The sequence below is a fragment of the Serratia silvae genome, from assembly GCF_023282985.1.
GTDB lineage: Bacteria > Pseudomonadota > Gammaproteobacteria > Enterobacterales > Enterobacteriaceae > Chania > Chania silvae.
The window spans coordinates 364760-391292 of record NZ_JAGQDC010000003.1 but is presented as its reverse complement, the minus strand read 5'-3'; the positions used below and the strand labels follow the sequence as shown (position 1 = coordinate 391292).

General features: G+C 54.7%; 27 protein-coding genes. 25 read left to right on the top strand and 2 right to left on the bottom strand.

Translation table 11 applies throughout. The features are described from left to right. Nucleotides 1-78 precede the first annotated feature (78 nt). From KAJ71_RS06215 to KAJ71_RS06165, 11 genes are all read left to right on the top strand, one after another. The gene (locus KAJ71_RS06215) at nt 79-414 is read left to right on the top strand and encodes a zinc ribbon domain-containing protein YjdM (protein WP_248944918.1); all 336 of its coding nucleotides are present in this window, start codon (nt 79-81) and stop codon (nt 412-414) included. 223 nt (nt 415-637) lie between these two features. Further along, on the top strand, nt 638-1693 hold the full coding sequence (locus KAJ71_RS06210; protein ID WP_024483192.1) for a PhoH family protein: 1056 nt from the start codon (nt 638-640) through the stop codon (nt 1691-1693). Next, entirely contained in the window at nt 1690-2163 is a 474-nt protein-coding gene (ybeY, locus tag KAJ71_RS06205; RefSeq protein ID WP_248944916.1) for an rRNA maturation RNase YbeY, read from the top strand. The genes KAJ71_RS06210 and ybeY overlap by 4 nt, the downstream gene beginning before the upstream one ends. 81 nt (nt 2164-2244) lie before the next feature. Further along, a complete protein-coding gene (corC, locus tag KAJ71_RS06200; protein ID WP_024483194.1) occupies nt 2245-3123 on the top strand; it encodes a CNNM family magnesium/cobalt transport protein CorC in 879 nt (292 codons plus the stop codon). A gap of 7 nt (nt 3124-3130) precedes the next feature. Then, nucleotides 3131-4660, top strand: a complete 1530-nt coding sequence (lnt, locus tag KAJ71_RS06195) for an apolipoprotein N-acyltransferase (protein ID WP_248944915.1) — start codon at nt 3131-3133, stop codon at nt 4658-4660. A gap of 364 nt (nt 4661-5024) precedes the next feature. Further along, the gene (locus tag KAJ71_RS06190; RefSeq protein ID WP_248944914.1) at nt 5025-5921 is read left to right on the top strand and encodes an amino acid ABC transporter substrate-binding protein; all 897 of its coding nucleotides are present in this window, start codon (nt 5025-5027) and stop codon (nt 5919-5921) included. Nucleotides 5922-6128: 207 nt separating this feature from the next. Further along, nucleotides 6129-6869 (top strand): amino acid ABC transporter permease, encoded by a 741-nt coding sequence (locus tag KAJ71_RS06185; protein WP_024483197.1) that lies wholly within the window; start codon nt 6129-6131, stop codon nt 6867-6869. Beyond that, nucleotides 6869-7543 (top strand): glutamate/aspartate ABC transporter permease GltK, encoded by a 675-nt coding sequence (gltK, locus tag KAJ71_RS06180; protein ID WP_021805327.1) that lies wholly within the window; start codon nt 6869-6871, stop codon nt 7541-7543. The genes KAJ71_RS06185 and gltK overlap by 1 nt, the downstream gene beginning before the upstream one ends. After that, nucleotides 7543-8268: an amino acid ABC transporter ATP-binding protein gene (locus KAJ71_RS06175; RefSeq protein WP_248944913.1), complete on the top strand. Its 726-nt coding sequence runs from the start codon at nt 7543-7545 to the stop codon at nt 8266-8268. The genes gltK and KAJ71_RS06175 overlap by 1 nt, the downstream gene beginning before the upstream one ends. A gap of 143 nt (nt 8269-8411) precedes the next feature. Continuing rightward, nucleotides 8412-9344 carry a pyrimidine-specific ribonucleoside hydrolase RihA gene (gene rihA, locus KAJ71_RS06170; RefSeq protein ID WP_248944911.1) on the top strand — a complete coding sequence of 311 codons (933 nt, stop codon included), beginning with the start codon at nt 8412-8414 and terminating at the stop codon, nt 9342-9344. Nucleotides 9345-9919: 575 nt separating this feature from the next. Then, nucleotides 9920-10315, top strand: coding sequence for a hypothetical protein (locus KAJ71_RS06165; protein WP_248944910.1), 396 nt, complete (start codon nt 9920-9922; stop codon nt 10313-10315). Between the two features lie 53 nt (nt 10316-10368). Here KAJ71_RS06165 and KAJ71_RS06160 read toward each other — a convergent pair whose 3' ends face one another. After that, nucleotides 10369-10851 carry a zinc ribbon-containing protein gene (locus tag KAJ71_RS06160; protein ID WP_024531309.1) on the bottom strand — a complete coding sequence of 161 codons (483 nt, stop codon included), beginning with the start codon at nt 10849-10851 and terminating at the stop codon, nt 10369-10371. Nucleotides 10852-11368: 517 nt separating this feature from the next. Between KAJ71_RS06160 and leuS the strand changes: the two genes are divergently transcribed. The 13 genes from leuS (at nt 11369) to lipA (ending at nt 24844) form a co-directional block, all read left to right on the top strand. After that, on the top strand, nt 11369-13951 hold the full coding sequence (gene leuS, locus KAJ71_RS06155) for a leucine--tRNA ligase (protein WP_248944909.1): 2583 nt from the start codon (nt 11369-11371) through the stop codon (nt 13949-13951). A 14-nt stretch (nt 13952-13965) separates the two neighbouring features. Continuing rightward, nucleotides 13966-14529, top strand: a complete 564-nt coding sequence (gene lptE / locus KAJ71_RS06150; protein WP_248944908.1) for an LPS assembly lipoprotein LptE — start codon at nt 13966-13968, stop codon at nt 14527-14529. Beyond that, nucleotides 14526-15560, top strand: a complete 1035-nt coding sequence (gene holA / locus KAJ71_RS06145) for a DNA polymerase III subunit delta (RefSeq protein WP_248944907.1) — start codon at nt 14526-14528, stop codon at nt 15558-15560. The genes lptE and holA overlap by 4 nt, the downstream gene beginning before the upstream one ends. Beyond that, entirely contained in the window at nt 15550-16212 is a 663-nt protein-coding gene (gene nadD, locus KAJ71_RS06140; protein WP_248944905.1) for a nicotinate-nucleotide adenylyltransferase, read from the top strand. Before holA ends, nadD begins: the two co-directional genes overlap by 11 nt. A gap of 183 nt (nt 16213-16395) precedes the next feature. After that, on the top strand, nt 16396-16713 hold the full coding sequence (rsfS, locus tag KAJ71_RS06135) for a ribosome silencing factor (RefSeq protein ID WP_248944904.1): 318 nt from the start codon (nt 16396-16398) through the stop codon (nt 16711-16713). Between the two features lie 3 nt (nt 16714-16716). Continuing rightward, entirely contained in the window at nt 16717-17187 is a 471-nt protein-coding gene (rlmH, locus tag KAJ71_RS06130; RefSeq protein WP_004949595.1) for a 23S rRNA (pseudouridine(1915)-N(3))-methyltransferase RlmH, read from the top strand. Nucleotides 17188-17225: 38 nt separating this feature from the next. After that, nucleotides 17226-19121: a peptidoglycan DD-transpeptidase MrdA gene (mrdA, locus tag KAJ71_RS06125; protein WP_248944903.1), complete on the top strand. Its 1896-nt coding sequence runs from the start codon at nt 17226-17228 to the stop codon at nt 19119-19121. 8 nt (nt 19122-19129) lie between these two features. Continuing rightward, nucleotides 19130-20242 carry a peptidoglycan glycosyltransferase MrdB gene (gene mrdB, locus KAJ71_RS06120; RefSeq protein ID WP_248944901.1) on the top strand — a complete coding sequence of 371 codons (1113 nt, stop codon included), beginning with the start codon at nt 19130-19132 and terminating at the stop codon, nt 20240-20242. 10 nt (nt 20243-20252) lie between these two features. Then, nucleotides 20253-21317, top strand: coding sequence for an endolytic peptidoglycan transglycosylase RlpA (gene rlpA / locus KAJ71_RS06115; protein ID WP_248944900.1), 1065 nt, complete (start codon nt 20253-20255; stop codon nt 21315-21317). Nucleotides 21318-21501: 184 nt separating this feature from the next. Further along, nucleotides 21502-22713: a D-alanyl-D-alanine carboxypeptidase DacA gene (gene dacA, locus KAJ71_RS06110; protein WP_248944899.1), complete on the top strand. Its 1212-nt coding sequence runs from the start codon at nt 21502-21504 to the stop codon at nt 22711-22713. Between the two features lie 101 nt (nt 22714-22814). Then, nucleotides 22815-23081: a DUF493 family protein YbeD gene (gene ybeD / locus KAJ71_RS06105; protein WP_021180010.1), complete on the top strand. Its 267-nt coding sequence runs from the start codon at nt 22815-22817 to the stop codon at nt 23079-23081. Between the two features lie 136 nt (nt 23082-23217). Continuing rightward, entirely contained in the window at nt 23218-23886 is a 669-nt protein-coding gene (gene lipB, locus KAJ71_RS06100) for a lipoyl(octanoyl) transferase LipB (protein ID WP_024483206.1), read from the top strand. Then, nucleotides 23879-24844, top strand: a complete 966-nt coding sequence (gene lipA, locus KAJ71_RS06095; protein WP_248944897.1) for a lipoyl synthase — start codon at nt 23879-23881, stop codon at nt 24842-24844. Before lipB ends, lipA begins: the two co-directional genes overlap by 8 nt. A gap of 94 nt (nt 24845-24938) precedes the next feature. On the opposite strand, the gene tatA is transcribed toward lipA, so the two are convergent. Next, nucleotides 24939-25145 carry a Sec-independent protein translocase subunit TatA gene (gene tatA, locus KAJ71_RS06090; protein WP_248944896.1) on the bottom strand — a complete coding sequence of 69 codons (207 nt, stop codon included), beginning with the start codon at nt 25143-25145 and terminating at the stop codon, nt 24939-24941. 219 nt (nt 25146-25364) lie between these two features. On the opposite strand from tatA, the gene adrA reads away from it, so the two are divergent. Beyond that, the gene (gene adrA, locus KAJ71_RS06085) at nt 25365-26429 is read left to right on the top strand and encodes a diguanylate cyclase AdrA (protein ID WP_248944895.1); all 1065 of its coding nucleotides are present in this window, start codon (nt 25365-25367) and stop codon (nt 26427-26429) included. The last annotated feature ends 104 nt before the right edge of the window (nt 26430-26533 follow it).

The window sequence follows — 26533 nt, the reverse complement described above, 5'->3', positions numbered from 1 at the left end:
GGCATTTTCCTTTTCTCTGCCGGGCAGTCTCTGTCCGGTAATTTTGTTTTTTTATTTTGATGATAAGGCGACACAATAATGCAACTCCCACACTGCCCGAAGTGCAATTCCGAATACACCTACCAGGATAACGCCCTGTTCATCTGCCCTGAGTGCGCCCATGAGTGGAGCGACAGCGTGGCCGTTGAAGATGCCGATACCCTGATTGTCAAAGATGCCAACGGTAACCTGCTGGCCGATGGCGATGCGGTGACCGTGGTCAAGGATCTGAAGGTCAAAGGCAGCTCTTCCATGTTGAAGATCGGCACCAAGGTGAAAAACATCCGCCTGGTGGAAGGCGATCACAACATCGATTGTAAGATCGACGGCTTTGGCCCGATGAAGCTGAAATCCGAATTTGTGAAGAAGAACTGATTTCCGCTGTTAACCTGCTGTTGGGCCAAACTATTTGGCCCAATTCTGCCCCTTTCCCCTTGAATTCCCGCCGCTGCGCACAGATAGATCAGAGGTAAACTTGCGCCAGTGCGGTACACCATGAATAATTCAGGATAGAGCAGTTCAGGGGTTGCCCTGAATGCCCGCGCTGAAATCGCGTTACGTGACATCAACCAGGCCCTGTTGAGCCTTGAGGAATCGTTTGAACGTCGCAACACAAGAAATCCTGTTGGAGCCCGCAGACAACCAACGCCTGTTGAGCCTGTGCGGCCCGTTTGATGACAACATCAAACAACTCGAACGTCGACTGGGGATTGAAATCAACCGCCGTGACAACCGTTTCAAGCTGGTCGGTAAAAACCTGTGCGTGGTTGCCGCCGCCGATATTCTGCGCCATCTGTATGTGGATACCGCGCCGATCCGTGGCGTGACCCCTGATATCGATCCGGAACAGATCCACCTGGCCATCAAAGAGAGCCGGGTGCTGGAGCAGGTGGCAGACAGCGTGCCGGATTACGGCAAATCGGTCACCATCAAGACCAAACGCGGCATGGTGAAGCCCCGCACGCCTAACCAGGCGCAATACATCGCCAATATTTTCGCCCATGACATCACCTTTGGTGTTGGCCCGGCGGGTACCGGTAAAACCTATCTGGCGGTTGCGGCTGCGGTAGATGCACTGGAGCGCCAGGAAATCCGGCGTATCCTGCTGACCCGCCCGGCGGTTGAAGCTGGCGAGAAGCTGGGCTTCCTGCCTGGAGATCTGAGCCAGAAAGTCGACCCGTATCTGCGCCCGCTGTATGACGCCCTGTTTGAAATGCTGGGCTTCGAGCGCGTGGAAAAGCTGATCGAGCGTAACGTGATCGAAGTAGCGCCGCTGGCCTACATGCGTGGCCGTACGCTGAATGACGCTTTTATCATTCTCGATGAAAGCCAGAACACCACCATCGAACAGATGAAGATGTTCCTGACGCGTATCGGTTTCAACTCGAAAGCGGTGATCACCGGCGACGTGACCCAGATCGACCTGCCACGTAATCAAAAATCCGGCCTGCGCCACGCGGTGGAAGTGCTGTCTGAGGTGGAAGAGATCAGCTTTAACTTCTTCCACAGCGAAGACGTGGTGCGTCACCCGGTTGTGGCCCGTGTGGTGGTCGCCTATGAAGCCTGGGAAGCCGCCGAACAAAAACGCAAAGATGCCATCGCCGAACAACGTAGACGTGAGGCACCGGTTGCCTCCGAACAGGAAACACCATGAGCCAGGTTATTCTGGATTTACAAATTGCCTGCGCCAGCAGTGAAGGATTACCGGATGAAACCACCTTCCAGCGCTGGCTGGAAGGGGTATTGCCACAGTTTCAGGAAGAGGCCGAAGTCACCATCCGCTTGGTGGATGAGGCGGAAAGCAATGAGCTGAATCTAACCTATCGTGGTAAAGACAAGCCCACCAACGTGTTATCATTCCCGTTCGAGGCGCCGCCGGGAATCGAACTGCCGCTGTTGGGTGATTTGATTATTTGCCGTCAAGTGGTTGAACAGGAAGCGGTTGAGCAACAGAAAGCGCTGGAAGCACACTGGGCGCATATGGTTGTTCACGGTAGCCTTCATCTGCTAGGGTATGACCACATCGAAGACGATGAAGCCGAAGAAATGGAATCTTTGGAAACCGAGATAATGCAGGAGATGGGTTACCCAGACCCTTACCTCGCGGAAAAAGATCCCACCTGATGTTAGCTGAGCACCCCGCAGCCCCGACTGGGGCTGTCGCTAATTTTGATAACTCAATAGAGTGATATTAACTAAAACGCCATGAGCGACGACCATTCACAAAGCAATGACAGCCCCAGTCCCAAAAAGGGGTTCTTTACTCTTATCCTTAACCAGCTGTTCCACGGTGAACCTAAAAATCGTGGCGATCTGGTAGAGCTGATCCGTGATTCCGAGCAAAACGACCTGATCGATCCCGATACCCGTGACATGCTGGAAGGCGTGATGGATATCGCCGAGCAGCGCGTGCGCGACATCATGATCCCGCGCTCCCAGATGGTGACGCTCAAGCGCAACCAAACGCTGGAAGAGTGCCTGGACGTGATTATCGAATCCGCCCACTCGCGCTTCCCGGTGATCAGCGAAGATAAAGATCACATCGAAGGCATTCTGATGGCCAAGGACCTGCTGCCGTTTATGCGCGCAGACTCCGAGCCGTTCAGCATCGACAAGGTGCTGCGTACCGCCGTGGTGGTACCGGAAAGCAAGCGGGTTGACCGGATGCTCAAGGAGTTCCGCTCCCAGCGCTATCACATGGCGATTGTCATTGATGAATTCGGCGGTGTCTCTGGCCTGGTGACCATTGAAGACATTCTGGAGCTGATTGTCGGGGAAATTGAAGACGAATATGACGATGAGGAAGATCGTGACGTTCGCCAACTGAGCCGCCACATGTTCACCGTGCGGGCGCTGGCGCCGATCGAAGACTTCAACGACATCTTCGGCACCCATTTCAGCGACGATGAGGTGGACACCATCGGCGGCCTGGTGATGCAAGCCTTCGGCCACCTGCCAGCGCGTGGGGAAACCATTGAAATCGAAGGTTACCTCTTTAAAGTTGCAATGGCCGACAGTCGACGTATCATCCAGGTTCATGTCAAAATTCCGGACGATGCCCCGCAACCGAAACTGGAAGAATAACTTACACATGGCTAAAGCCTCATTACTTGATCGCCAGTGGGTTCGCGCCCTACTGGCGCTTTTGACCGGTGCCTGTGGCACGCTGGCCTTCTCCCCTTACGATATCTGGCCTGCGGCCATTGCTTCGCTGTTCGGCCTGCTGGCCGTGACCCTCAACCGCACCACCAAACAATCCGCCCTGCTCGGTTTCTGCTGGGGTATGGGGCTGTTCGGTAGCGGCGTGAACTGGGTTTACGTCAGCATTGCCGATTTCGGCGGTATGCCGTTTGCCATCAATATCTTCCTGGTCGTGCTGCTGGCCGCCTATCTTTCGCTGTATACCGGGCTGTTCGCCGGTTTGCTGACGCGAGTCTGGCCACGTACCACCTGGTGGCGACTGGCCATTGCCGCTCCGGCTCTATGGCAACTGACCGAGTTCCTGCGCGGTTGGGTGCTGACCGGTTTCCCGTGGTTGCAATTCGGTTATACCCAGATCGACGGTCCGCTGAAAGGCATTGCGCCATTGCTGGGCGTGGATGCGATCACTCTGCTCCTGATGTCGCTCAGCGGCCTGCTGGTATTTGCCCTCAATCAGCGGCGCATCACTCCGGCGGTGATTGCTGTCGCCATGCTGTTGCTGCCGTGGCCACTGCGCCAGATCCACTGGTTTACGCCGCAGCCGGATAAAGCGGTGAATGTCGCCATGGTGCAGGGCAATATCGAACAGTCGATGAAGTGGGATCCGAAGGCGTTGCTCAGTACGCTGCAAACCTATCTGGATGAGAGCCGTCCGTTGATGGGCAAAGCGCCAATCATCATCTGGCCAGAGTCCGCTATTCCCGATGTGGAGAGCAATCAGAACGGTTTCCTGACCATGATGGACGATCTGATGCGCGCCAAGAACAGCAGCCTGATCACCGGCATTGTAGACGCTCGTGCTACGCAGCAAGGTACGCAGTTCTTCAACAGCGTGATCGTGCTTGGCGAGGAACAGCCTTACAGCTACCCGGCAGCCAATCGCTATGACAAACATCACCTGGTGCCATTTGGTGAGTTTGTGCCGTTGGAAGCGCTGCTGCGCCCATTGGCTCCGTTATTCGACCTGCCGATGTCCTCGTTCAGCCGTGGTAATTATGTGCAGCCACAGCTCAGCGTGCGCGGTTACAACCTGACGGCAGCCATCTGCTATGAAATCGTGCTGGGCCAGCAGGTGCGCGACAACTTCCGTCCGGATACCAACTTCCTGCTGACCGTGTCCAACGATGCCTGGTTCGGCCATTCCATCGGCCCATGGCAGCACTTCCAGATGGCGCGTATGCGTTCATTGGAGCTGGGCAGGCCGTTGCTGCGTAGCACCAATAACGGTATCACCGCCGTCGTTGGCCCAACCGGCGAAGTGTTGGCATCCATCCCACAGTTCACCCGCAAGGTGCTGGAAGTGAAGGTGACACCAACTACCGGCATCACGCCGTATGCCCGCCTTGGCTCTGCGCCAGTGTGGATCATCACCGTGCTGCTGGGTGGCATCGCGCTGCTCATTAGCTGGCGCCGCAGGTAAGTTCTCTTCGGGCACGGTACCTTATCGTGCCCTCTTCATTTCTTGTTGCCCCCTCCCCTTATGATGTTTCTGGCATGCTCCTTGCTTTAATTACCCTGTAGAACGTTGCTGATTTACTTTTACTGATATCTTGTCGCATCCGTGCACAACTCCAGCGCAAGGCTCGCACCTCAGTGGTGCATCAGGAGTTTATTGCATTCATTTGGTGCGCGTGATGTCGCAAAAAATGAAACAATTTGGTTTCATCTTGTTCACAATCGGTTATTTTCTATCGTAAATCGGCATTAGGACTATCTTTATAGCTCAGCCGTATTAACCCGCCCTCACTGAGAGCGGGCAATCACAACAGCATAGGAGTTGGACCATGCAAATGCGCAAATTGGCGTTATCGTTACTGCTGATCGGGATGGCGAGTAGCGTAGCCCATGCGGAAGAACTGACCGGTACGCTGAAGAAAATCAAAGATAACGGCGTGATTGTTGTTGGCCACCGTGAATCCTCAGTTCCGTTCTCCTACTACGATAATCAGCAGAAAGTTGTGGGTTACTCCCAGGACTATTCCAACCAAATCGTTGATGCCATCAAGACGAAATTGAACGAACCTAATCTGCAGGTGAAAATGCTGCCGATCACCTCGCAAAACCGCATTCCGCTGTTGCAAAACGGCACCTTCGATTTTGAGTGTGGCTCCACCACCAACAACCTCGAGCGCCAGAAACAGGCGGCATTCTCTGATACCATCTTCGTCGTCGGTACCCGTCTGCTGGTCAAGAAAGGCTCCGATATCAAAGACTTTAAAGATCTGGCCGGTAAAGCCGTGGTCGTCACTTCAGGCACCACTTCCGAAGTGTTGCTCAACAAGCTGAACGACAAAGATCAGATGAAAATGCGCATCATCAGTGCCAAAGACCACGGCGATTCCTTCCGCACCCTGGAAAGTGGCCGTGCAGTGGCGTTTATGATGGATGATGCCCTGCTGGCAGGCGAACGCGCCAAGGCCAAACAGCCGGATCAGTGGGAAATCATTGCCACTCCACAGTCCAAAGAAGCCTATGGCTGCATGATGCGTAAAGACGATCCCGAGTTCAAAAAACTGGTGGATGAAACCATCGCTCAGGCTCAAACCTCTGGCCAGGCTGCCAAATGGTTCGAGGTCTGGTTCAAACAGCCAATCCCACCGAAAAACCTCAACATGAACTTCGACCTGTCTGACGACATGAAGCAGTTGTTTAAAGAACCAAACGACAAAGCACTGAACTAATTAATATAAAAAGGTAAAACTCAAAAGCCTGACCAGTTTATACCCTATGGATTTCAAGTTACAGCTAGGCACCAAGCTCACTCATCCCCAGGAGCTTACTTTTGGGTAAGTGACTGGGGTGAGTGAGTGCAGGTAACAACGCTGTAGCTTGAAAGACGACGGGTATCTAGTTGTAAGGTGTTCTGCACCTGTATACCGGAGTTCGTTATGTCAATAGATTGGAACTGGGGTATCTTTCTGCAGCAGGCCCCGTTTGGGAATACCACCTACCTGGGCTGGATCTGGTCCGGCTTTCAGGTTACGGTCGCCCTCTCCGTCTGTGCATGGATTATTGCCTTCTTTGTCGGTTCACTGTTCGGTATCTTGCGTACCGTACCCAACCGTTTTCTCTCCTCACTAGGTACCTGTTACGTCGAACTGTTCCGTAACGTGCCGCTAATCGTGCAATTCTTTACCTGGTATCTGGTAATGCCGGAGCTGCTGCCAGCCGATCTCGGCATGTGGTTCAAGAGTGAGCTCGATCCCAACGTGCAATTCTTTGTTTCTTCCATGCTGTGCCTTGGGCTGTTTACCGCTGCGCGCGTTTGCGAACAGGTGCGTGCCGCAATCCAATCCCTGCCCCGCGGCCAGCAGGCGGCCGGGCTGGCAATGGGCCTGACGCTGCCACAAACCTATCGCTACGTGCTGCTGCCCAATGCCTATCGGGTGATCGTGCCGCCGATGACCTCGGAAATGCTCAACTTGGTAAAAAACTCCGCCATTGCCTCAACCATCGGGCTGGTGGATATGGCCGCTCAGGCCGGGAAGCTGCTGGATTACTCCGCACACGCCTATGAATCCTTTACTGCCATCACCCTCGCCTATGTCGCTATCAACGCCGTGATCATGCTGTTTATGCGTATTGTCGAGAAGAAAGTGCAGTTACCTGGCCATATGGGGAGTAAATAATGTACCAATTTGATTGGGGATCGATTGTCCCAAGCTTCCCGTATCTGCTGCAAGGGTTGGTCGTCACGCTGAAAATCACCGTGACGGCTATTGTGTTCGGTATTCTCTGGGGCACCGTTCTGGCGGTGATGCGCCTATCGCCGATCAAACCGATCAGCTGGTTTGCGGCGCTGTACGTCAACCTGTTCCGCTCCGTGCCGCTGGTGATGGTGCTGCTGTGGTTCTATCTGGTGGTTCCAAGCTTATTACAACAAGTTCTTGGGCTATCACCGAAAACCGATATTCGCCTTATCTCGGCTATGGTAGCCTTTTCGCTGTTTGAAGCCGCCTACTACTCGGAAATTATCCGGGCAGGCATTGAAAGCGTCTCGCGCGGTCAATCCTCTGCCTCGCTGGCGTTGGGCATGACCCAGTGGCAATCGATGCGGCTGGTGATACTGCCGCAGGCATTCCGTGCGATGGTGCCGCTGCTGCTGACCCAGGGGATCGTGTTGTTCCAGGATACCTCGCTGGTGTACGTACTAAGCCTGGCCGACTTCTTCCGCACCGCGTCAACCATTGGTGAGCGTGACGGTACGCAGGTGGAAATGATCCTGTTCGCCGGTTTGGTCTATTTTGTTATCAGTCTCGCCGCCTCGGCGCTGGTAAGCTATTTGAAGAAAAGGACTGTTTGATGATATCCCTGAAAAATGTTTCTAAGTGGTACGGTCACTTTCAGGTTCTGACCGACTGCTCCACCGAAGTCAAAAAAGGCGAAGTGGTGGTGGTCTGCGGTCCTTCCGGTTCAGGCAAATCGACCCTGATTAAAACCGTCAACGGGCTTGAGCCGATCCAGAAAGGCGATATCGAGGTTAACGGCATTCAGGTCAACAGTAAGAGCACCAACTTGGCGCAACTGCGCTCCAAAGTGGGGATGGTGTTCCAGCATTTCGAACTGTTCCCTCACCTGTCGATCATTGAAAACCTGACACTGGCGCAGGTTAAAGTGCTCAAGCGCGACAAGGCTGCCTCACGCGATAAAGCCCTAAAACTGTTAGAGCGCGTGGGCCTGTCGGCACATGCCGAAAAGTTCCCTGGGCAGCTCTCTGGTGGCCAGCAGCAGCGCGTGGCGATTGCCCGTGCGTTGTGTATGGATCCGATCGCCATGCTGTTTGATGAGCCCACCTCGGCGCTCGATCCGGAAATGATCAACGAAGTGCTGGACGTGATGGTCAAGCTGGCGCAGGAAGGGATGACCATGATGGTGGTGACCCACGAAATGGGCTTTGCCCGTAAAGTGGCCCACCGGGTGATCTTTATGGATGAGGGGAAAATTGTGGAAGACACCAATAAAGATGACTTCTTCAACAACCCGCAGTCCGAGCGTGCCAAAGACTTCCTGGCCAAAATTCTGCATTGATGATCCGATGCGCCCTGGCCACGGGGCGCATCAATAGTACTTGTTTCTTCCGTCATTTCCTCCGATCCTGAGAGTCCCGCGATGAACTGTAAGTTACGGCTTGCAAGACAGCGGGTAAAACAATAACACTGAAGGAGAAAGTGATGCCCCGCCCTATTATTTTCGATTGTGATCCAGGTCTTGATGACGCCATTGCTCTTGCCATGGCGCTCCGCGCGCCAACGTTGGATGTCAAAGCCGTCACCACTTCCGCTGGTAACCAAACACCGCAAAAGACCCTGCATAACGCACTCGGCCTGCTGACACTAATGCAACGGCAAGATGTCCTGGTCGCTGGCGGTGCCGCCAAACCTTTGATGCGCGATCTGGTGATTGCCGATTACGTGCACGGTGATACCGGTATGGGCAACACCCATCTGCCAGCACCGGATTTCCAACCAGTAAAACAAACTGCGGTCGAGTTGATAGCCGATCTGCTGCGTATCAGCCCAGAGCCGATGACGCTAGTGGTCACCGGCCCGATGACCAATATTGCTTTGCTGCTGTCACAGCACGCAGAGTTGAAAAGCAAGATTGAACGCATCGTGTTTATGGGCGGTGGGCTGAACGCGGGCAACACCACGCCGGTGGCCGAATTCAATATCTACGTCGATCCGGAAGCGGCCGAAATCGTGCTGCAATCCGGCGTGCCGCTGACCATGGCCGGGTTGAACGTCACCCATCAGGCATTGGTGTTACCGCAGGATATCGAACGCATCCGCAGCATTAATAACCCGGTGGCGGCAGCGGTAGCCAGCATGCTCGATTTCTACCTGCCGTTGTACCTCAGCCACCCGCGTGGCCTGCCGGGTGCCGCCATGCACGATCCTTGTACCATCGCCTGGCTGCTGGCCCCTGAGCTGTTTGAAAGCCGTGAGCTGTGGGTGGGTGTGGAGACCCAGGGACAATACACCGTGGGCATGACGGTAGTGGATGAGTTTGGCCAAAACGGTAAACCGGCCAACGTCGAGGTGTTGACCCATATCAACCGCCAGGGCTTTATCGATCTGATGGTCGAGTGCGTTTCACGTTATTAAATTACCCCTCACCCTAGCCCTCTCCCCCAGGAGAGGGAACCGATCGCGCGGGCCTGAAAATACGGTGACACACCTTGGATGAAAGGACTCGCTGATTATTCTGCGTAATACATTTACTCCCTACTTCCCGAAACAGCACGAACCAACCAAGCACTCCGGACAGCTCCCTCGCCCTTCGGGAGAGGGTTGGGGTGAGGACAGAACGTGCCACATCCTCAACGACGTTATCTACATCGCTCCTGTAACAAACTAACACCTGCAACGGAGCACAACTCCGAGCCCACTTTTTACCGCTACGCCGAAGCTTGTGGCAGGAGGGGATCATACCGTTGAGCGCAGGGATGCGCGATTGCGAGCCCCCATGGACGGGTTTACGGCGTGTCGGCGTTCTGCATAATCCCCAGCTGTAGTACCGTCACAATCAGCTACTCACCGCATGCATCACGCCGACGTCAAGGTGCTAGCCCATATCAACCGCCAAGGCTTTATCTCGACATAGAGCAATAACCCCGGACTGGTTTACTTTTGTCCGATAAAACAAGACAATGCCGCCACAATGATACAAGGAGAGACGAATGAAAGGATATTTTCGCAAGTTACTGATCGGCTTGCTAGCCGTCGTTATTGTGGCCGCTGCACTGTTTTTTTGGGTCCGGTATGAACTTAAGCAGGATGCCACACTAGCTTTTAACCAAAACAGTATTGTCAAAGAACATCTAGGCGAAGTAACCGTGGAAACACTCGGTCTGAGTCAGTTTTCGGCCCTGCCACAGTGTCAGGATGATTGCGAGCACTATCTGGTTACCTTAGAGGGTGAAAAAGCCAGCGCTACTGCCGTTATGGACTTTGCAAAAGGGGATACTGAACTCTCCAATGCGATACTGTGTCTGGCTGACGGCACCAATATCGCGCTGACAGAAGATGCGGTGGCTTTAGTACAAAACGACACCAAAGAAACGCACTGTCAGTGATGCTTTCTCAATAAGCTGTAAATTCCCCTCATGCAACATGAGGGGAAATCGCATTAAGGCTCAAATGGCCGGCGTTGGAACTGATCGTGGCCGCACTTCGGGCACAACGGCAGCACTTCTGGCGTATAGAAAGCCAAGTGGTGATGGCATTTCTCACACACCAAATTGCCCAGCCCGACCACCTCGCCGCTGTGGTAGACGCCGTGATGGCTGACATCTTTAAACACCTCACGCCACTCCAACTGGGTTTTATCGGTGATATCCGCCAGTTCCTGCCACAGGCTTTCCTTTATTACGCGCATAAACACGCTGTCGGTGAACTCCTCCCGGCTCTCTTCATAGCTGCGGGCAAACTCCTCCAGATCGCGGCGCACCGCCCGGGTCAACTGCTCCACTTCCGTACGGCTGAGCTCCTCCACTTCGTTCAAGCGTTTCTCGGCACTGGCGACCAACTGGTCAATGTCACGCTCACCGTTCTTTAAACGTTCCGTCAGCGATGTCACCAACTCGCGGTAATACTGAGCAACCTTGTTCATAGCGTCTCCTAGATGAACTACTGCGACAGGACTTCTCCCCTAAAATTAGGCTGTGTCCCTCAATTGTCCATGGGCCGCTGGCGGTCATTTGAGCACATGACATGAGGTTTGATGAGCTAAATATGAGTACCGTACCAGCATGCTCAAATGACCCCCAGCCCAAAGGGTCGCGCCCCAAAAACCCGTTCTCTGCGTTGTCGGGCTTGAACGTAGACCCACTATGCCCTTCCCCCTCCGCCTTGATAACGGGCTTTTGTGTCTGCGACGGCACCACGCCCAATTGAGAAACACAGCCTATCCGTTATTATTTTAGTCGTAAATCACTGATGTGGCTTGGCTAGGTGAGGTTTTGGCAGATTGTGAGTCACATCATGGCCTGGATATTTTTTTAATACGTCGAGTCGGGCCGCTTGGTGTTGTTGCTGGCAGGTCTTATCAGCTATGCTATGCAGATCTAAAGATACTCACAGAATGCTACGGATGTAGCTGTTACACACCTACAGGACCATCGGCCGCCATGCAAGAGCAATACCGCCCCGAAGAGATAGAATCGAACGTACAGCTTCACTGGCAAGAGAAGCAAACTTTCAAGGTTACCGAAGACGCCAGCAAGGAAAAGTATTACTGCCTATCCATGCTGCCATACCCTTCCGGTCGTCTGCACATGGGTCATGTTCGTAACTACACCATTGGCGACGTGATCTCCCGCTACCAGCGTATGCTGGGCAAAAACGTGCTACAGCCGATTGGCTGGGATGCGTTTGGCTTGCCGGCTGAAGGCGCGGCGGTAAAAAACAAAACCGCACCGGCCCCTTGGACCTACGACAACATCGAATATATGAAGAACCAGCTAAAACTGCTGGGCTTCGGCTATGACTGGGACCGCGAAATCGCCACCTGCGATCCTGACTACTACCGTTGGGAGCAGTGGTTCTTCACCAAGCTGTATGAAAAAGGCATGGTCTACAAGAAGACCTCTGCGGTGAACTGGTGCCCACACGATCTGACCGTGTTGGCCAACGAACAGGTGATCGACGGCTGCTGCTGGCGTTGTGATACCAAGGTTGAGCGTAAAGAGATCCCACAGTGGTTTATTAAAATCACCGATTACGCCGATCAACTGCTCAACGATCTGGACACGCTGGAAAGCTGGCCAGAGCAAGTGAAAACCATGCAGCGCAACTGGATTGGCCGTTCCGAAGGGGTAGAAATCACCTTCGACGTTGCCGACAGCGCTGAGAAAGTCACCGTCTATACCACCCGCCCAGACACCTTTATGGGGGCTACCTATGTGGCCGTTGCCGCAGGTCACCCACTGGCACAGCAGGGCGCGGTCAATAACCCGGCACTGACGGACTTCATCGACGAATGCCGCAACACCAAGGTTGCCGAAGCCGAAATGGCCACCATGGAGAAGAAAGGCATGGCCACCGGCCTGTTTGCCATTCATCCGTTGAGCGGCGAGAAGCTGCCGATCTGGGTAGCCAACTTTGTCCTGATGGAATACGGCACCGGCGCGGTAATGGCCGTCCCTGGCCACGATCAGCGTGACTGGGAATTCGCCACCAAATACGACCTGCAGATCAAACCGGTCATTTTGAGCCTGGACGGCAGCAAACCAGACGTCAGCGCTGAAGCGATGACCGAAAAAGGCACGCTGTTCAACTCCGGCGAATTCGACGGTCTGGATCACCTGGCGGGCTTTAACGCCATCGCCGACAAACTGGTGGCCAAAGGCGTCGGCCAGCGCAAAGTGAACTACCGTCTGCGCGACTGGGGCGTATCCCGTCAACGCTACTGGGGTGCTCCTATCCCAATGGTCACCCTGGAAGACGGCACCGTAATGCCAACGCCAGAAGACCAACTGCCGGTGATCTTACCGGAAGATGTCGTGATGGACGGCATCACCAGCCCGATCAAAGCCGATCCCGAGTGGGCAAAAACCACTGTTAACGGCCAGCCAGCGCTGCGTGAAACCGACACCTTCGACACCTTTATGGAATCTTCCTGGTACTACGCGCGTTACACCTGCCCGCAGTACGACAAAGGCATGCTGGATCCGGCTGCGGCCAACTACTGGCTGCCGGTCGATCAATATGTCGGCGGTATCGAACACGCCATCATGCACCTGATGTATTTCCGTTTCTTCCACAAGCTGATGCGCGACGCTGGCTTGGTCGATTCAGACGAGCCTGCCAAACGCCTGCTGTGCCAAGGCATGGTGTTGGCCGATGCCTTCTACTACACCGGTACCAGCGGCGAACGCGTCTGGGTATCCCCGGTTGATGCCAACGTCGAACGCGACGAGAAGGGCCGCATTGTCAAAGCGACCGATCCAGAAGGCCGCGAACTGGTCTATGCTGGCATGAGCAAAATGTCGAAGTCGAAGAACAACGGCATCGACCCGCAGGTGATGGTAGAGAAATACGGCGCGGATACCGTGCGTCTGTTTATGATGTTTGCTTCCCCGGCAGAAATGACGCTGGAATGGCAAGAATCTGGCGTTGAAGGGGCAAACCGTTTCCTGAAGCGCGTGTGGAAGCTGGCTTACGACCACGTTGAGAAAGGTGCCGTTCAGCCACTGAACATCAGCACGCTCAATGAAGATCAAAAAGCCCTGCGCCGCGACGTGCACAAAACCATCGCCAAAGTAACCGACGATATCGGCCGCCGCCAGACCTTCAACACCGCCATCGCCGCCGTGATGGAGCTGATGAACAAGCTGGGCCGTGCATCGCAGGAAAGTGAACAGGATCGCGCTCTGCTGCAAGAGGCCTTGCTGGCCGTGGTGCGTATGCTGTATCCGTTCACGCCACACGTCTGTTTCACTCTGTGGCAGGCGTTGAACGCCGAAGGCGACGTAGACACTGCGCCATGGCCGGTAGCTGACGAAGCCGCAATGGTGGAAGACTCCAAACTGGTGGTGGTACAGGTTAACGGCAAGGTTCGGGCAAAAGTCACCGTGCCAGCCGATGCTAGCGAAGAACAAGTGCGTGAACGCGCCGCCCAGGACCATCTGGTGGCTAAATATCTGGAAGGGGTCACGGTCCGTAAAGTGATCTATGTTCCAGGCAAATTGCTTAACCTGGTTGTGGGTTAACACAAGGAGGCTTTGTGCGACATCGTATTCTGACGTTGTTGCTGGGGTTGGCGGTGCTTGTCACCGCCGGCTGCGGTTTTCATCTGCGTGGCAACGCGCAGGTGCCCACAGAATTGCATACGCTGATCCTGGATAGCTATGATCCCTTTGGCCCACTGACCCGTGCCGTGCGCGAGCAATTGCGTCTAAGCGGGGCTACCGTGGTCAAATACGATCCGGCCCACAAGGAAGTCCCGTCACTGCGCATCGTCAATTCGACGCAAAACCAGGATACGGTTTCTATCTTCCAGGATGGTAAAACCGCGGAGTATCAATTGGTGATGACGGTGCAGGCTCAAGTATTGATCCCAGGCCATGACATTTACCCGATTAACGTCAAAGTTTTCCGTTCTTTCTTTGACAACCCGTTGACGGCATTGGCCAAAGACTCCGAGCAAGACATCATCATGCAGGAAATGCGTGAGCAAGCTGCCCAGCAGATTCTGCGTAAGATGCTAGCGGTGCACGCTGCGGTGCAAGAAACGCAAGAAAAAGCCGCTATCGCCGGTGAAAAAGCAGCCAGTACCGCAGCACAATGATCCGTCTTTATCCTGAACAACTTGCCGCGCAGCTCCGAGAGGGGCTGCGCGCTTGTTATTTATTAAGCGGTAATGAACCCTTGTTGCTGCAGGAAAGCCAGGATCTGATCCGCCAGGCCGCCCAACAACAAGAGTTCACCGAGCATTACAGCATTTCCCTGGATGTCCATACCGACTGGGATGCCATCTTCAGCATCTGCCAGGCCATGAGCCTGTTTGCCAGCCGACAAACCCTGCTGCTGATTTTCCCCGAGAACGGCCCAACGGCCCCGATCGGCGAACAACTGGTGAAACTGGCCGCTTTGCTGCATGACGACATCCTGTTAGTACTGCGTGGCCCGCGCCTGACCAAAGCTCAGGAGAACAGCGCCTGGTTCAAGGCGCTCAGCGCCAATGGTGCCATGGTCAGTTGCCAAACGCCGGAACAGGCACAACTGCCACGCTGGGTCGCCCAACGCGCCAAATCCATGCGGTTGGATCTCGATGACGCGGCCAATCAACTGCTGTGTTACTGCTATGAAGGCAACCTGCTGGCACTTTCACAGGCGTTGGAACGGCTATCGCTACTGCATCCCGATGGCAAACTGACGCTGCCCCGCGTAGAGCAGGCGGTAAACGATGCCGCCCACTTCAGCCCGTTCCACTGGCTGGATGCCCTGCTGGCAGGCAAGAGCAAACGTGCCTGGCATATCTTGCGGCAACTCCAGCAAGAGGATGTCGAGCCGGTGATCTTGCTGCGTACCCTGCAACGGGAACTGCTGATGCTGCTGAACCTGCAACGCCGCATGGCGCATACCCCGCTACGTACGCTATTCGATCAGCTAAAGGTCTGGCAAAACCGCCGCAGCCTGATCACTCAGGCTTTGCAACGCCTGTCAGGTCAGCAATTGCGGCAGGCGGTACACCTGTTGGCACAAATTGAGCTTACCCTCAAGAAAGACTACGGCCAGTCGGTTTGGCCGGAGCTGGAAACTCTGTCGATGCTGCTTTGCGGCAAACCTCTGGCCACGAGTGTCACCGATGCCTACTAGCCCGCAACATCCGCATACCCTGCACGCCTTTTTCGGTGGCACCTTTGACCCAATCCACTATGGCCATCTGCGCCCGGTGGTGGCCTTGGCTGAAGAAGTCGGCCTTGATAAGGTCACGTTATTACCCAACCATGTGCCTCCCCATCGGCCACAGCCGGAGGCCAACGCGCAGCAGCGGCTAACCATGGTCGAGCTGGCCATCGCCGGTAACCCGTTGTTTACCGTGGATGATCGTGAATTGCACCGCGCCACCGAGTCTTACACCGTCGAGACTTTCGAAACGATTCGTAAAGAACGTGGCGCCACGGCACCTCTGGCGTTTATTATTGGCCAGGATTCGCTACTAAGCCTGCACAAATGGCACCGCTGGCAAGACCTGTTACACTTCTGCCACCTATTGGTGCTGGCACGCCCGGGTTATAACCAGCAGATGGATACGCCAGAGCTGCAACGCTGGCTGGATCAGCACCGGATCGCCGATGCCACCCTGCTCAGTCGCCAGCCTCACGGGTTTATCTACCTGGCAGATACCCCTTTACTGGAGATATCCGCCACCGAGATACGCCAGCGTCGTCACCAAGGCATCAGCTGTGATGATTTGCTGCCACGCCCGGTGCAGCGTTATATCGAGTTACAGGGTTTATATCGATAGGCCGCATGCTATACTGCGCCGCTATTTTTCAGGTATCCGCTGAAAACCCCAAGGATCTTGGCTAGCTGGCAAAACCAGCAGGCTTTCAGCGGCATCCTGCCGAAACCATCACGATTCAGGCCAGTGACTTTGGGCAGTTGTCCATAGCGTCCTGATGAACAGAACACACCCGAGGGGGAACCTTTGCAAGGTAAAGCGCTCCAAGATTTTGTCATCGATAAAATTGATGACCTGAAAGGCCAGGATATTATCGCTCTGAATGTTCAGGGTAAATCCAGCATCACCGACTGCATGATCATCTGTACCGGCACCTCAAGCCGTCATGTGATGTCGATTGCCGAACACGTCGTGCAAGAAGCCCGCGCCGCCGGTATGGAACTGTATGGCATGAAAGGCCAGGCCGTTTCCGACTGGATAGTGGTCGATCTGGGCGAAGTGATTGTGCACGTGATGCAGGAAGAAAGTCGCCAATTGTACGAACTGGAAAAGCTCTGGGGTTAAGCGGTGAAACTGCAATTGGTTGCAGTCGGCACCAAAATGCCCGACTGGGTGCAGACCGGCTTTATGGATTACCTGCATCGCTTTCCGAAAGATATGCCGTTTGAACTGACCGAGATCCCGGCGGGCAAACGCGGCAAGAATGCAGATATCAAACGCATTCTGGAAAAGGAAGGCGAGCAGATGCTGGCAGCGGTGGGCAAAGGTAACCGCATCGTTACGTTGGATATCCCGGGCACCCCGTGGGAAACGCCCCAGTTGGCACAACAGCTCGAACGCTGGAAACAGGATGGCCGCAACGTCAGCCTGTTGATTGGCGGCCCTGAGGGGCTGGCTCCGGCCTGTAAAGCCGCCGCCGAGCAAAGCTGGTCGCTTTCCCCATTAACGTTACCGCATCCTTTAGTGCGTGTTTTGGTGGCAGAGAGCCTCTACCGCGCCTGGAGTATTACTACAAATCATCCTTACCACCGGGAGTAACCGGTGGTGACAGTAACAGAGTGAAAAAAAGCAGCGGGATGAAAATAGAACGTAACCCTTTTCGCGACTATACGGCCGAGTCTGCCCTGTTTGTACGCCGCGCCGTGGTGGCGTTTTTTATCATTCTGGTGCTGACAGGCATCCTGATTGCCAATCTGTATAATCTGCAAATCGTGCGTTTTGAAGATTACCGCACCCGTTCCAATGAAAACCGCATCAAGCTGCTGCCTATCGCCCCCAGCCGCGGCATCATTTATGATCGCAACGGCACGCCGCTGGCGCTTAACCGCACTATTTACCAGTTGGAGCTGATGCCAGAGAAAGTGGACGATCTGAAAGCCACGCTGGATGCCCTGCGCCCAATAGTCGATCTTACCGACGACGATATCGCCAACTTTGAGAAAGAGCGCAAGCGCTCGCGCCGTTTCGTCTCGATCCCGGTGAAAACCCCACTCACCGAAGTGCAGGTGGCCCGTTTTGCCGTCAATCAATTCCGCTTCCCCGGCGCGGAAGTCAAAGGCTACCAGCGTCGCTATTATCCTTATGGGTCGGCTCTCACCCACGTGATCGGTTACGTGTCGAAAATTAATGACCGCGACCTCGAGCGCCTGGACAAAGACGGCCAGCTGCGCAACTATGCCGCCACCCATGATATCGGCAAGTTGGGTATCGAACGTTACTATGAAGACGTCCTGCATGGTAAAACCGGCTATGAAGAAGTTGAAGTCAACAACCGTGGCCGGGTGATCCGCCAGTTGCATGAGCAACCACCTTCCGCCGGAAAAGACGTTTATCTGACGCTGGATCTCAACCTGCAACGCTATATCGAGCAGTTACTGGTAGGCAGCCGCGCCGCCGTGGTGGTCAGCGATCCGCGCACTGGCGGGATTTTGGCGATGGTTTCCAACCCCAGCTACGACCCCAATCTGTTTGTTGATGGCATCTCCAACAAGGATTATCAGGGGCTGCTCAGCGATCCGAACCGCCCGCTGATCAACCGTGCCACCCAAGGGGTGTACCCACCGGCTTCTACGGTCAAACCCTATATTGCCGTTTCCGCTCTCAGTGCCGGGGTGATCACCAAAAATACCGTCGTGTTCGATCCGGGCTGGTGGCAATTGCCAGGATCAGAGAAACGCTTCCGCGACTGGAAAAAATGGGGGCATGGCCGCCTCAACGTCACCAAAGCGCTGGAGGAGTCTGCGGATACCTACTTCTATCAGGTGGCTTACGATATGGGGATCGATCGCCTGTCCACCTGGCTGACCAAATTCGGCTACGGCGAATATACCGGTATCGATCTTTCCGAAGAGCGCTCCGGCCTGATGCCAACACGCGACTGGAAATTCAAACGTTACAAGAAACCGTGGTATCAGGGCGACACCATTCCGGTGGGCATCGGCCAGGGCTACTGGACCGCTACGCCAATCCAGATGGCCAAGGCGCTGAACACCCTGATTAACGACGGCAACGTCAAAGATCCGCATCTGCTGCAAAGTACCAAGATCAACGGCGTATTGGTGCCGTTCAAGCAAAAAGAGAGCAAGCAGATCGGCGATATCCATTCAGGCTTCTGGGAAATAGCCAAAGACGGCATGTACGGCGTTGCCAACCGGCCTAACGGCACGGCGCGCAAGTTCTTTGACAAGACACCGTATAAAGCCGCGGCAAAATCGGGTACCGCGCAGGTCTTCGGCTATGAAACCTACAACGCCCACAAACTCGCTGAACACCTGCGGGACCATAAATTGATGACGGCCTTTGCACCCTACGATAACCCAACGGTTTCGGTGGCCATCATTCTGGAAAACGGCGGTTCAGGCCCGGCGGTAGGTACCATTACCCGTCAGATCCTCGACCACATCCTGTTGGGCGACAACAATACGCAATTACCGGATGCAGTACCGCTGCCGCCAGGTATAGAAGGTGATTAAGGTAGAACATGACTGAAAGCCAACAAAAGGGTTCTATTTGGACCAAAATCCATATCGATCCCACATTCCTGTTGTTTATTCTGGCCTTGCTGGTCTACAGCGCCTTCGTGATGTGGAGCGCCAGTGGCCAGGATATAGGCATGATGGAACGCAAGATTGGCCAGATCCTGATGGGGCTGATCGTGATGGGAGTGATGGCGCAAATCCCGCCACGAGTTTATGAAAGCTGGGCTCCCTACCTGTATATTTTCTGCGTGATATTGCTGATCCTGGTGGACGCTTTTGGCCAAATCAGTAAAGGGGCACAGCGCTGGCTGGATCTGGGCTTTGTGCGCTTCCAGCCTTCGGAAATCGCCAAGATCGCCGTGCCGCTGATGGTCGCGCGCTTTATGAACCGTGACGTGTGTCCACCTTCGCTGAAGAATACCGGCATCGCGCTGGTGCTGATCTTCATGCCCACCTTGCTGGTTGCCGCACAGCCCGATCTGGGCACCTCGATCCTGATCGCCGCCTCTGGGTTGTTTGTGCTGTTCCTGTCGGGAATGAGCTGGAAGCTGATCGCCGTGGCTGCCGTAGCGTTGGCCGCCTTTATCCCGGTGTTGTGGTTCTTCCTGATGCATGGCTATCAGCGTGACCGCGTGATGATGCTGCTCGATCCGGAAAGCGATCCGTTAGGGGCTGGCTACCATATTATTCAGTCGAAAATCGCCATCGGCTCTGGCGGTCTGTCGGGCAAGGGCTGGCTGCATGGCACCCAGTCCCAGCTGGAATTCCTGCCGGAACGCCACACCGACTTTATCTTCGCGGTGTTGGCGGAGGAACTTGGCCTGATCGGCGTACTGGTACTGCTGGTGCTGTATCTGCTGGTGATTATCCGCGGGCTGATGATCGCCGCACGGGCACAGACCACCTTTGGCCGCGTGATGGTCGGTGGGCTGATGCTGATCCTGTTCGTCTATGTGTTTGTTAACATTGGTATGGTCAGTGGTATTTTACCGGTAGTTGGCGTACCTTTGCCTTTGGTCAGCTACGGGGGTTCGGCGCTGATCGTACTCATGGCTGGGTTCGGCATCGTGATGTCGATCCACACGCATCGGAAAATGTTGTCTAAAAATCTATAAGAGGTGTGCAATGCGTAAGGAATGGCTTTGGGTCGGCGCGGTTGCTGCTGCGGTATTACTTTCCGCCTGTACTACCACGACGGAAGAAACACAGGCTCCGGTGCAACCAGCCTATAACGGGCCGGTGACCGAAATCGGCGGCGTGGAGCCTCACTATGAACCCTATAACCCTGGCACTCTGCAGGATTATAAGGTTAATGGCGACACTTATCGTATCGTGCAAGATCCTCAGAACTTCTCGCAAACCGGCCTGGCGGCTTGGTACGGCGAAGAGGCCAACGGCAACACTACCGCTATTGGTGAGCAGTTCGATCCCAATGCGCTGACCGCTGCACATCCAACCTTGCCTATCCCAAGCTATGTACGCGTCACCAACCTGGCCAATGGCCGTCAACTGGTGGTACGCGTCAACGATCGCGGCCCTTATACCTCCGGCCGGATTATCGACCTGTCCAAAGCAGCAGCCGATCGCCTCAACCTGTCTAACAACACCAAGGTGAAGGTCGACTTTATCAAGGTAGCCCCGGATGGAACGTTGAGCGGCCCAGGCACCGTGGGTACCGTCGTCGCCAAGCAAAGTTACGCCCTGCCTCCACGCCCGGATCTCACCTCTGGCGGCGGTATGGACACGCCGATGCAACAATCGACACCGGTTGCCGCCCCTATCGCTCAAGCGATCGACAACGGCAGCATGAACAACAACGACACCAGCACCTCCAACGGCCGCAGCGGTAGTTTCCTTGGCGCGCCGCAGCCGTTAGCCCCTGGCGTATTGGAAGGTTCAGAATCCCAATCGGTCATCAGTGCAGCAACTGCCGCCCCGGTTGTGGCCACCGCAGGCGCAGCCAGCGGCAGCTATGTCGTACAGGTGGGCGCCCTGAGTAATGCCGAGCGTGCGCAAAGCTGGCAACAACAGCTGAGCCAGCAGTTTGGCGTTCCCGGTAAGGTCGCCGCCAATGGCGCCGTCTACCGCGTGCAGCTAGGTCCATTCAGCAATCGTCAACAGGCCGCACAGTTGCAACAGCGCCTGGCCAGTGAGGCGCAACAACAGTCCTTTATCACTGCCGCACCCTAGTCGTGAAACTCGGCAGGCCGATACCGCCGACAGCAGCTTGTTGACTTATCTGAAACATTTTCTTTCAGGTAAATCTGTGTAAACCCCCTACTGTCGGCCGAATGGCTAATGCCTGCCGGGGTCCCGTCTGCTATAGTGTGACTCGTTTTTTAACTTAACTTTTACGGATGTTGTAGTCCCGATCATGAAACAGGTAACCTCTTTTCGCTTAATCAAAAGCCTCACGCTTGGCACTGCCATCGCGCTCAGCGCAGCGTCAGTAGCCCACGCAGACGACGTTAATATTAAAACCATGATCCCAGGTGTGCCGCAGATTGATGCAGAGGCCTACATCCTGATTGATTACAACTCCGGTAAAGTGTTGGCGGAATCGAATGCCGACGCACGCCGCAACCCTGCCAGCCTGACCAAAATGATGACCAGTTACGTCATCGGCCAGGCGCTGAAATCCGGCAAAATTGGCCAGGAAGACATGGTCACCGTAGGTCAGGACGCCTGGGCTACCGGTAACCCGGTGTTCAAAGGTTCCTCACTGATGTTCCTCAAGCCGGGCGACCGCGTGCCGGTTTCGAAGCTGACTCGTGGTATCAACCTGCAATCCGGTAATGATGCCTGTGTTGCCATGGCGGACTACGTTGCTGGCAGCCAAGATGCGTTTGTTAACCTGATGAACACCTACGTCAAACAGCTCGGCCTGCAAAACACCCACTTCCAAACCGTACACGGCCTGGATGCGGATGGTCAGTTCAGCTCGGCGCGTGATATGGCGTTGATCGGCCAGGCGCTGATCCGCGATGTGCCGGACGAATACGCTATCTATAAAGAGAAAGAGTTCACCTTTAACAATATCCGTCAGCTGAACCGTAACGGTCTGCTGTGGGATACCAGCCTGAACGTCGATGGGATTAAAACCGGCCACACCAATTCGGCGGGTTATAACCTGGTGGCTTCAGCTACGGAAGGCCAGATGCGTCTGATCTCCGCCGTGCTGGGTGGCCGTACCTACAAAGGCCGCGAAACCGAGAGCAAAAAACTGCTGACCTGGGGCTTCCGCTTCTTTGAAACCGTCGCGCCGCTGAAAGCAGGCAAAGAGTTCGCCTCTGAACCCGTTTGGTTCGGTGATGCCGATCGCGTCGAGCTGGGCGTAGACAAAGATGCCTTTCTGACCATCCCACGCGGCCGGATGAAAGATCTGAAAGCCAGCTATGTGCTTAATACCCCAGAGATTCATGCCCCGCTGGCCAAAAACCAGGTGGTTGGCACCATTAACTTCCAGCTGGATGGCAAAACCATCGATCAGCGTCCTCTGGTGGTGCTGAACGAAGTGAAAGAAGGTGGCTTCTTCGGTCGCATCGTGGATTATATCCGCCTGATGTTCCATCACTGGTTCGGCTAACCTTGAATCGGCTGAGTTCGGCCCCATATAACAATTAACACTAACTCCCGCCTCGGCGGGAGTTATAATTTAGAGATACGCCACAGCTGGAGCGCCACAACATGCAAAAGACTAAACTGAACGAACTGCTCGAATTCCCTTGTACCTTTACCTACAAGGTAATGGGCCTGGCACACCCAGAGCTGGTAGACCAGGTGGTTGAAGTGGTGCAACGCCATGCTCCAGGGGATTACAACCCACAGGTCAAACCGAGCAGCAAAGGCAACTACCACTCCGTTTCCATCACCATCACCGCCACCCATATCGATCAGGTGGAAACGTTGTATGAAGAGTTGGGCAATATTGAAATTGTCCGTATGGTGCTGTAATTACAGCATAACTCCCTGCCAGCCAACCTGGTTCAGCGCCACCACGATCCGGGTTGCCCTGGTTCACCAGGGATAAATGCTGGTCGCGGGCCAGAGCGCCCGGTATAATGTTTTTTACCACTTCTGTAACCTGACGATGCCCCGCTTGCAACACAATAAGATCATTCTCCGTCAGCTAGGGTTGCAGCCCTATGAGCCTGTATCCCAAGCCATGCACAGCTTCACCAATCATCGTGACGAGTCCACGCTCGATGAATTGTGGCTGGTGCAGCATCAAGCCGTGTTCACTCAAGGCCAAGCCGGTAAAGCAGAGCATCTGCTGATGCCAGGTGATATCCCGGTGATCCAGAGCGATCGCGGTGGCCAGGTCACCTATCATGGCCCCGGCCAGCAGGTGCTGTACGTGATGGTGGATCTGAAACGCAATAAAGTGGGTGTTCGCCAACTCGTCACGGCCTTGGAAGAGACCGTAATTAATACCCTCGCCCATTTCAAGATCGAATCACGCGCCCGCCCGGATGCGCCCGGCGTGTACGTGGGCGAACAAAAGATTTGTTCATTAGGTTTGCGGATCCGCAAAGGTAGCTCATTTCATGGCTTGGCCCTGAATGTCGCCATGGATCTCACCCCTTTCCAACGCATCAATCCCTGCGGTTATGCAGGAATGCAGATGACACAAGTCAGCGCGCTGGCACCAGGTGTCGGGATAGCCGATGTGCATCCCATTCTGGTACAGGAATTTGTTCATTTACTCGGCTACCAGACGGTCGAGCTTCGTAACTGGAACCTGCACGATTATGAGTAAACCGATTCAGATGGAACGCGGCGTTAAATACCGCGATGCAGACAAAATGGCGTTGATCCCGGTAAAAACGGTAGTCACCGAACGCCAAGAACTGTTACGCAAGCCCGAGTGGATGAAGATCAAACTTCCTGCCGACTCCACGCGTATTCAAGGCATCAAGGCCGCGATGCGCAAGAACGGTCTGCATTCGGTCTGCGAAGAGGCTTCATGCCCGAACCTGTCTGAGTGCTTTAACCACGGTACCGCCACCTTCATGATCCTGGGGGCCATCTGTACCCGCCGTTGCCCATTCTGCGACGTGGCCCATGGCCGCCCGGTGGCTCCCGATACCAACGAGCCGGAAAAGCTGGGGCAGACCATTGCCGACATGGCCCTACGCTATGTGGTGATCACTTCGGTTGACCGTGACGATTTACGTGACGGTGGCGCACAACACTTTGCCGACTGTATTACCGCTATCCGTGCCAAGAGCCCGACCATCAAGATTGAAACCCTGGTGCCAGACTTCCGCGGTCGTATGGATCGTGCGCTGGAAATCCTTACTGCCACGCCACCAGACGTGTTTAACCACAACCTGGAAAACGTACCACGTATTTACCGCCAGGTACGACCTGGGGCTAATTACGAGTGGTCGTTGAAGTTGCTGGAACGCTTTAAGGAAGCTCACCCCTCTATCCCGACCAAATCGGGCCTGATGGTGGGTCTGGGTGAAACCAACGCGGAAATCGTGGAAGTGATGCGCGATCTGCGTCGTCATGGCGTCACCATGCTGACGCTGGGGCAATATCTGCAACCAAGCCGTCACCATCTGCCAGTACAGCGTTATGTCAGCCCGGCGGAGTTTGACGAAATGAAAGAAGAAGCCATGGCGATGGGCTTTACCCATGCTGCCTGCGGCCCGTTTGTACGCTCGTCCTATCATGCAGACTTGCAGGCCAAAGGGCTGGAAGTGAAGTAAACGCGGTAACCTTTTGTTACGCTTAGGCGGCAATTAATACCAAAAACGGATGTCCTTGCGGCATCCGTTTTTTATGGTTCAACGGCAGAGGCGGTTAAATATCTTTCTTTTCGACGCTCTGCTGCACCGTAGGCGTTTCAGTCGTACTCTGTGCAGGAGGGGTGTCGTCGCCCACCGCTTTTTTGAAGCCTTTCAACGCCGCGCCCAGATCCGCGCCCAGAGTACGCAGTTTGCTGGTACCGAACAGCAACACGATCAACACCGCAATTACCAGTAGCTTGGTAATACTGATACCTTCCATATGCACCTTCTTTATTCATTTATGGCTGCAGGACACAGCACGGGGACAAACTTAGTCTGTAGGTATTTAGCTACTTTCTCTTGGCTATAACAACAACAAGATGTAACAGGGTGAGATCTACCCGAGATGTTCTATGCTTAGATTATAGGGCATATTTTTTCCACTTTGCTTTTTTCCGGCGCTAGCTCGGCTGCTCAGTTCATCACAGGGAAACATTGGATGCCTACAGCCCCATCGGCTATTAACACCCGGCGTGCAGGTCTCAACTTCGCCAGGCGCCTCTACCTGCCACGTATTGTCGGCCTAGGGATTGGTTTCTTTTGCGTACTTACGGCGCTCTATCCAGAGCACCAACCGGTTGGCGTGTGGATCCTGCTGGTAGTTAACGGCTTTCTCTGGCCACACGTCGCTTATCAGTGGTCTATCCGCAGCGAAACCCCCTACGCTACAGAGATCCGCAACCTACTCATCGATGCGCTACTTGGCGGGATGTGGGTGGCAATCATGGGGTTCAATGCACTACCAGCCATTGTGATCCTGTCAATGATGGGGATGAACAATATCGCTTCCGGCGGGCCGTCTCTATATTTCAAAGGGCTGATGGCGCAAATTATCGGGGCACTGGTTACCAGTGCGATACTGGGCTTCCCCTTCGCGCCACAATCCACACCGCAGCAGGTTTATCTATGCCTGCCGATGATCTTCATCTACCCGGTTTTCCTTGGCTACGTGACCTATCAAACCGCCAAGCGGCTGGCAGAAAAGCAGCATGAATTATTGCGTATCAGCATTCGCGATGGCTTGACCGGCGTGTATAACCGCCGCCATTGGGAACACCTGCTGCACAATGAGTTTGATAGCTGCCGGCGATATAACCATGCGGCTACGCTGATCCTGATGGATATTGACCATTTCAAAGCCATCAACGACACCTTTGGCCATGGCCTGGGGGATGAGGCGCTGATCGTTCTGACGGAAGAGTTGGTGCTGGGGCTGAGGGCGGTGGATATCGTTGGCCGCTACGGCGGTGATGAATTCGGCGCGGTGTTGCCTAATACCAGCGCCGAACAGGCCAGCCTGGCACTCCATCGTATTCAAGAGCGCCTGAACGAGGTCGTCTTCCGTGAGGCCCCCGGGTTAAAACTGAATATCAGCGCCGGGGTCGCCGATTACCAGCCCGAAATGACCGGCTACCAGGAGTGGCTGAAGGCTGCCGATATTGCGCTGTATCGGGCTAAAAATAATGGCCGCAACCGCCAGGAGCGCGCCGTATATCAATGTTAGCCCACTAATTTATTAAGCTAATAAATTAATAACTTGAGCGTAATTATTCAGGTGAGGCGGGCAATTTCCGTCTGGCACCTGCCACTACAAAACCACAGCGACAA

Bases quoted from the DNA above. Each gene is read 5' to 3' on its own strand.
- KAJ71_RS06160 (WP_024531309.1), bottom strand. From the start codon at position 10,851: ATGAACAAGGTTGCTCAGTATTACCGCGAGTTGGTGACATCGCTGACG.
- tatA (WP_248944896.1), bottom strand. From the start codon at position 25,145: ATGGAAGGTATCAGTATTACCAAGCTACTGGTAATTGCGGTGTTGATC.
- nadD (WP_248944905.1), top strand. From the start codon at position 15,550: ATGCCTACTAGCCCGCAACATCCGCATACCCTGCACGCCTTTTTCGGT.
- lipB (WP_024483206.1), top strand. From the start codon at position 23,218: ATGCCCCGCTTGCAACACAATAAGATCATTCTCCGTCAGCTAGGGTTG.
- corC (WP_024483194.1), top strand. From the start codon at position 2,245: ATGAGCGACGACCATTCACAAAGCAATGACAGCCCCAGTCCCAAAAAG.
- mrdB (WP_248944901.1), top strand. From the start codon at position 19,130: ATGACTGAAAGCCAACAAAAGGGTTCTATTTGGACCAAAATCCATATC.
- rlpA (WP_248944900.1), top strand. From the start codon at position 20,253: ATGCGTAAGGAATGGCTTTGGGTCGGCGCGGTTGCTGCTGCGGTATTA.
- ybeY (WP_248944916.1), top strand. From the start codon at position 1,690: ATGAGCCAGGTTATTCTGGATTTACAAATTGCCTGCGCCAGCAGTGAA.
- holA (WP_248944907.1), top strand. From the start codon at position 14,526: ATGATCCGTCTTTATCCTGAACAACTTGCCGCGCAGCTCCGAGAGGGG.
- ybeD (WP_021180010.1), top strand. From the start codon at position 22,815: ATGCAAAAGACTAAACTGAACGAACTGCTCGAATTCCCTTGTACCTTT.
- KAJ71_RS06165 (WP_248944910.1), top strand. From the start codon at position 9,920: ATGAAAGGATATTTTCGCAAGTTACTGATCGGCTTGCTAGCCGTCGTT.
- KAJ71_RS06185 (WP_024483197.1), top strand. From the start codon at position 6,129: ATGTCAATAGATTGGAACTGGGGTATCTTTCTGCAGCAGGCCCCGTTT.
- KAJ71_RS06175 (WP_248944913.1), top strand. From the start codon at position 7,543: ATGATATCCCTGAAAAATGTTTCTAAGTGGTACGGTCACTTTCAGGTT.
- dacA (WP_248944899.1), top strand. From the start codon at position 21,502: ATGAAACAGGTAACCTCTTTTCGCTTAATCAAAAGCCTCACGCTTGGC.
- KAJ71_RS06215 (WP_248944918.1), top strand. From the start codon at position 79: ATGCAACTCCCACACTGCCCGAAGTGCAATTCCGAATACACCTACCAG.
- adrA (WP_248944895.1), top strand. From the start codon at position 25,365: ATGCCTACAGCCCCATCGGCTATTAACACCCGGCGTGCAGGTCTCAAC.
- KAJ71_RS06190 (WP_248944914.1), top strand. From the start codon at position 5,025: ATGCAAATGCGCAAATTGGCGTTATCGTTACTGCTGATCGGGATGGCG.
- lipA (WP_248944897.1), top strand. From the start codon at position 23,879: ATGAGTAAACCGATTCAGATGGAACGCGGCGTTAAATACCGCGATGCA.
- lnt (WP_248944915.1), top strand. From the start codon at position 3,131: ATGGCTAAAGCCTCATTACTTGATCGCCAGTGGGTTCGCGCCCTACTG.
- gltK (WP_021805327.1), top strand. From the start codon at position 6,869: ATGTACCAATTTGATTGGGGATCGATTGTCCCAAGCTTCCCGTATCTG.
- mrdA (WP_248944903.1), top strand. From the start codon at position 17,226: ATGAAAATAGAACGTAACCCTTTTCGCGACTATACGGCCGAGTCTGCC.
- rihA (WP_248944911.1), top strand. From the start codon at position 8,412: ATGCCCCGCCCTATTATTTTCGATTGTGATCCAGGTCTTGATGACGCC.
- leuS (WP_248944909.1), top strand. From the start codon at position 11,369: ATGCAAGAGCAATACCGCCCCGAAGAGATAGAATCGAACGTACAGCTT.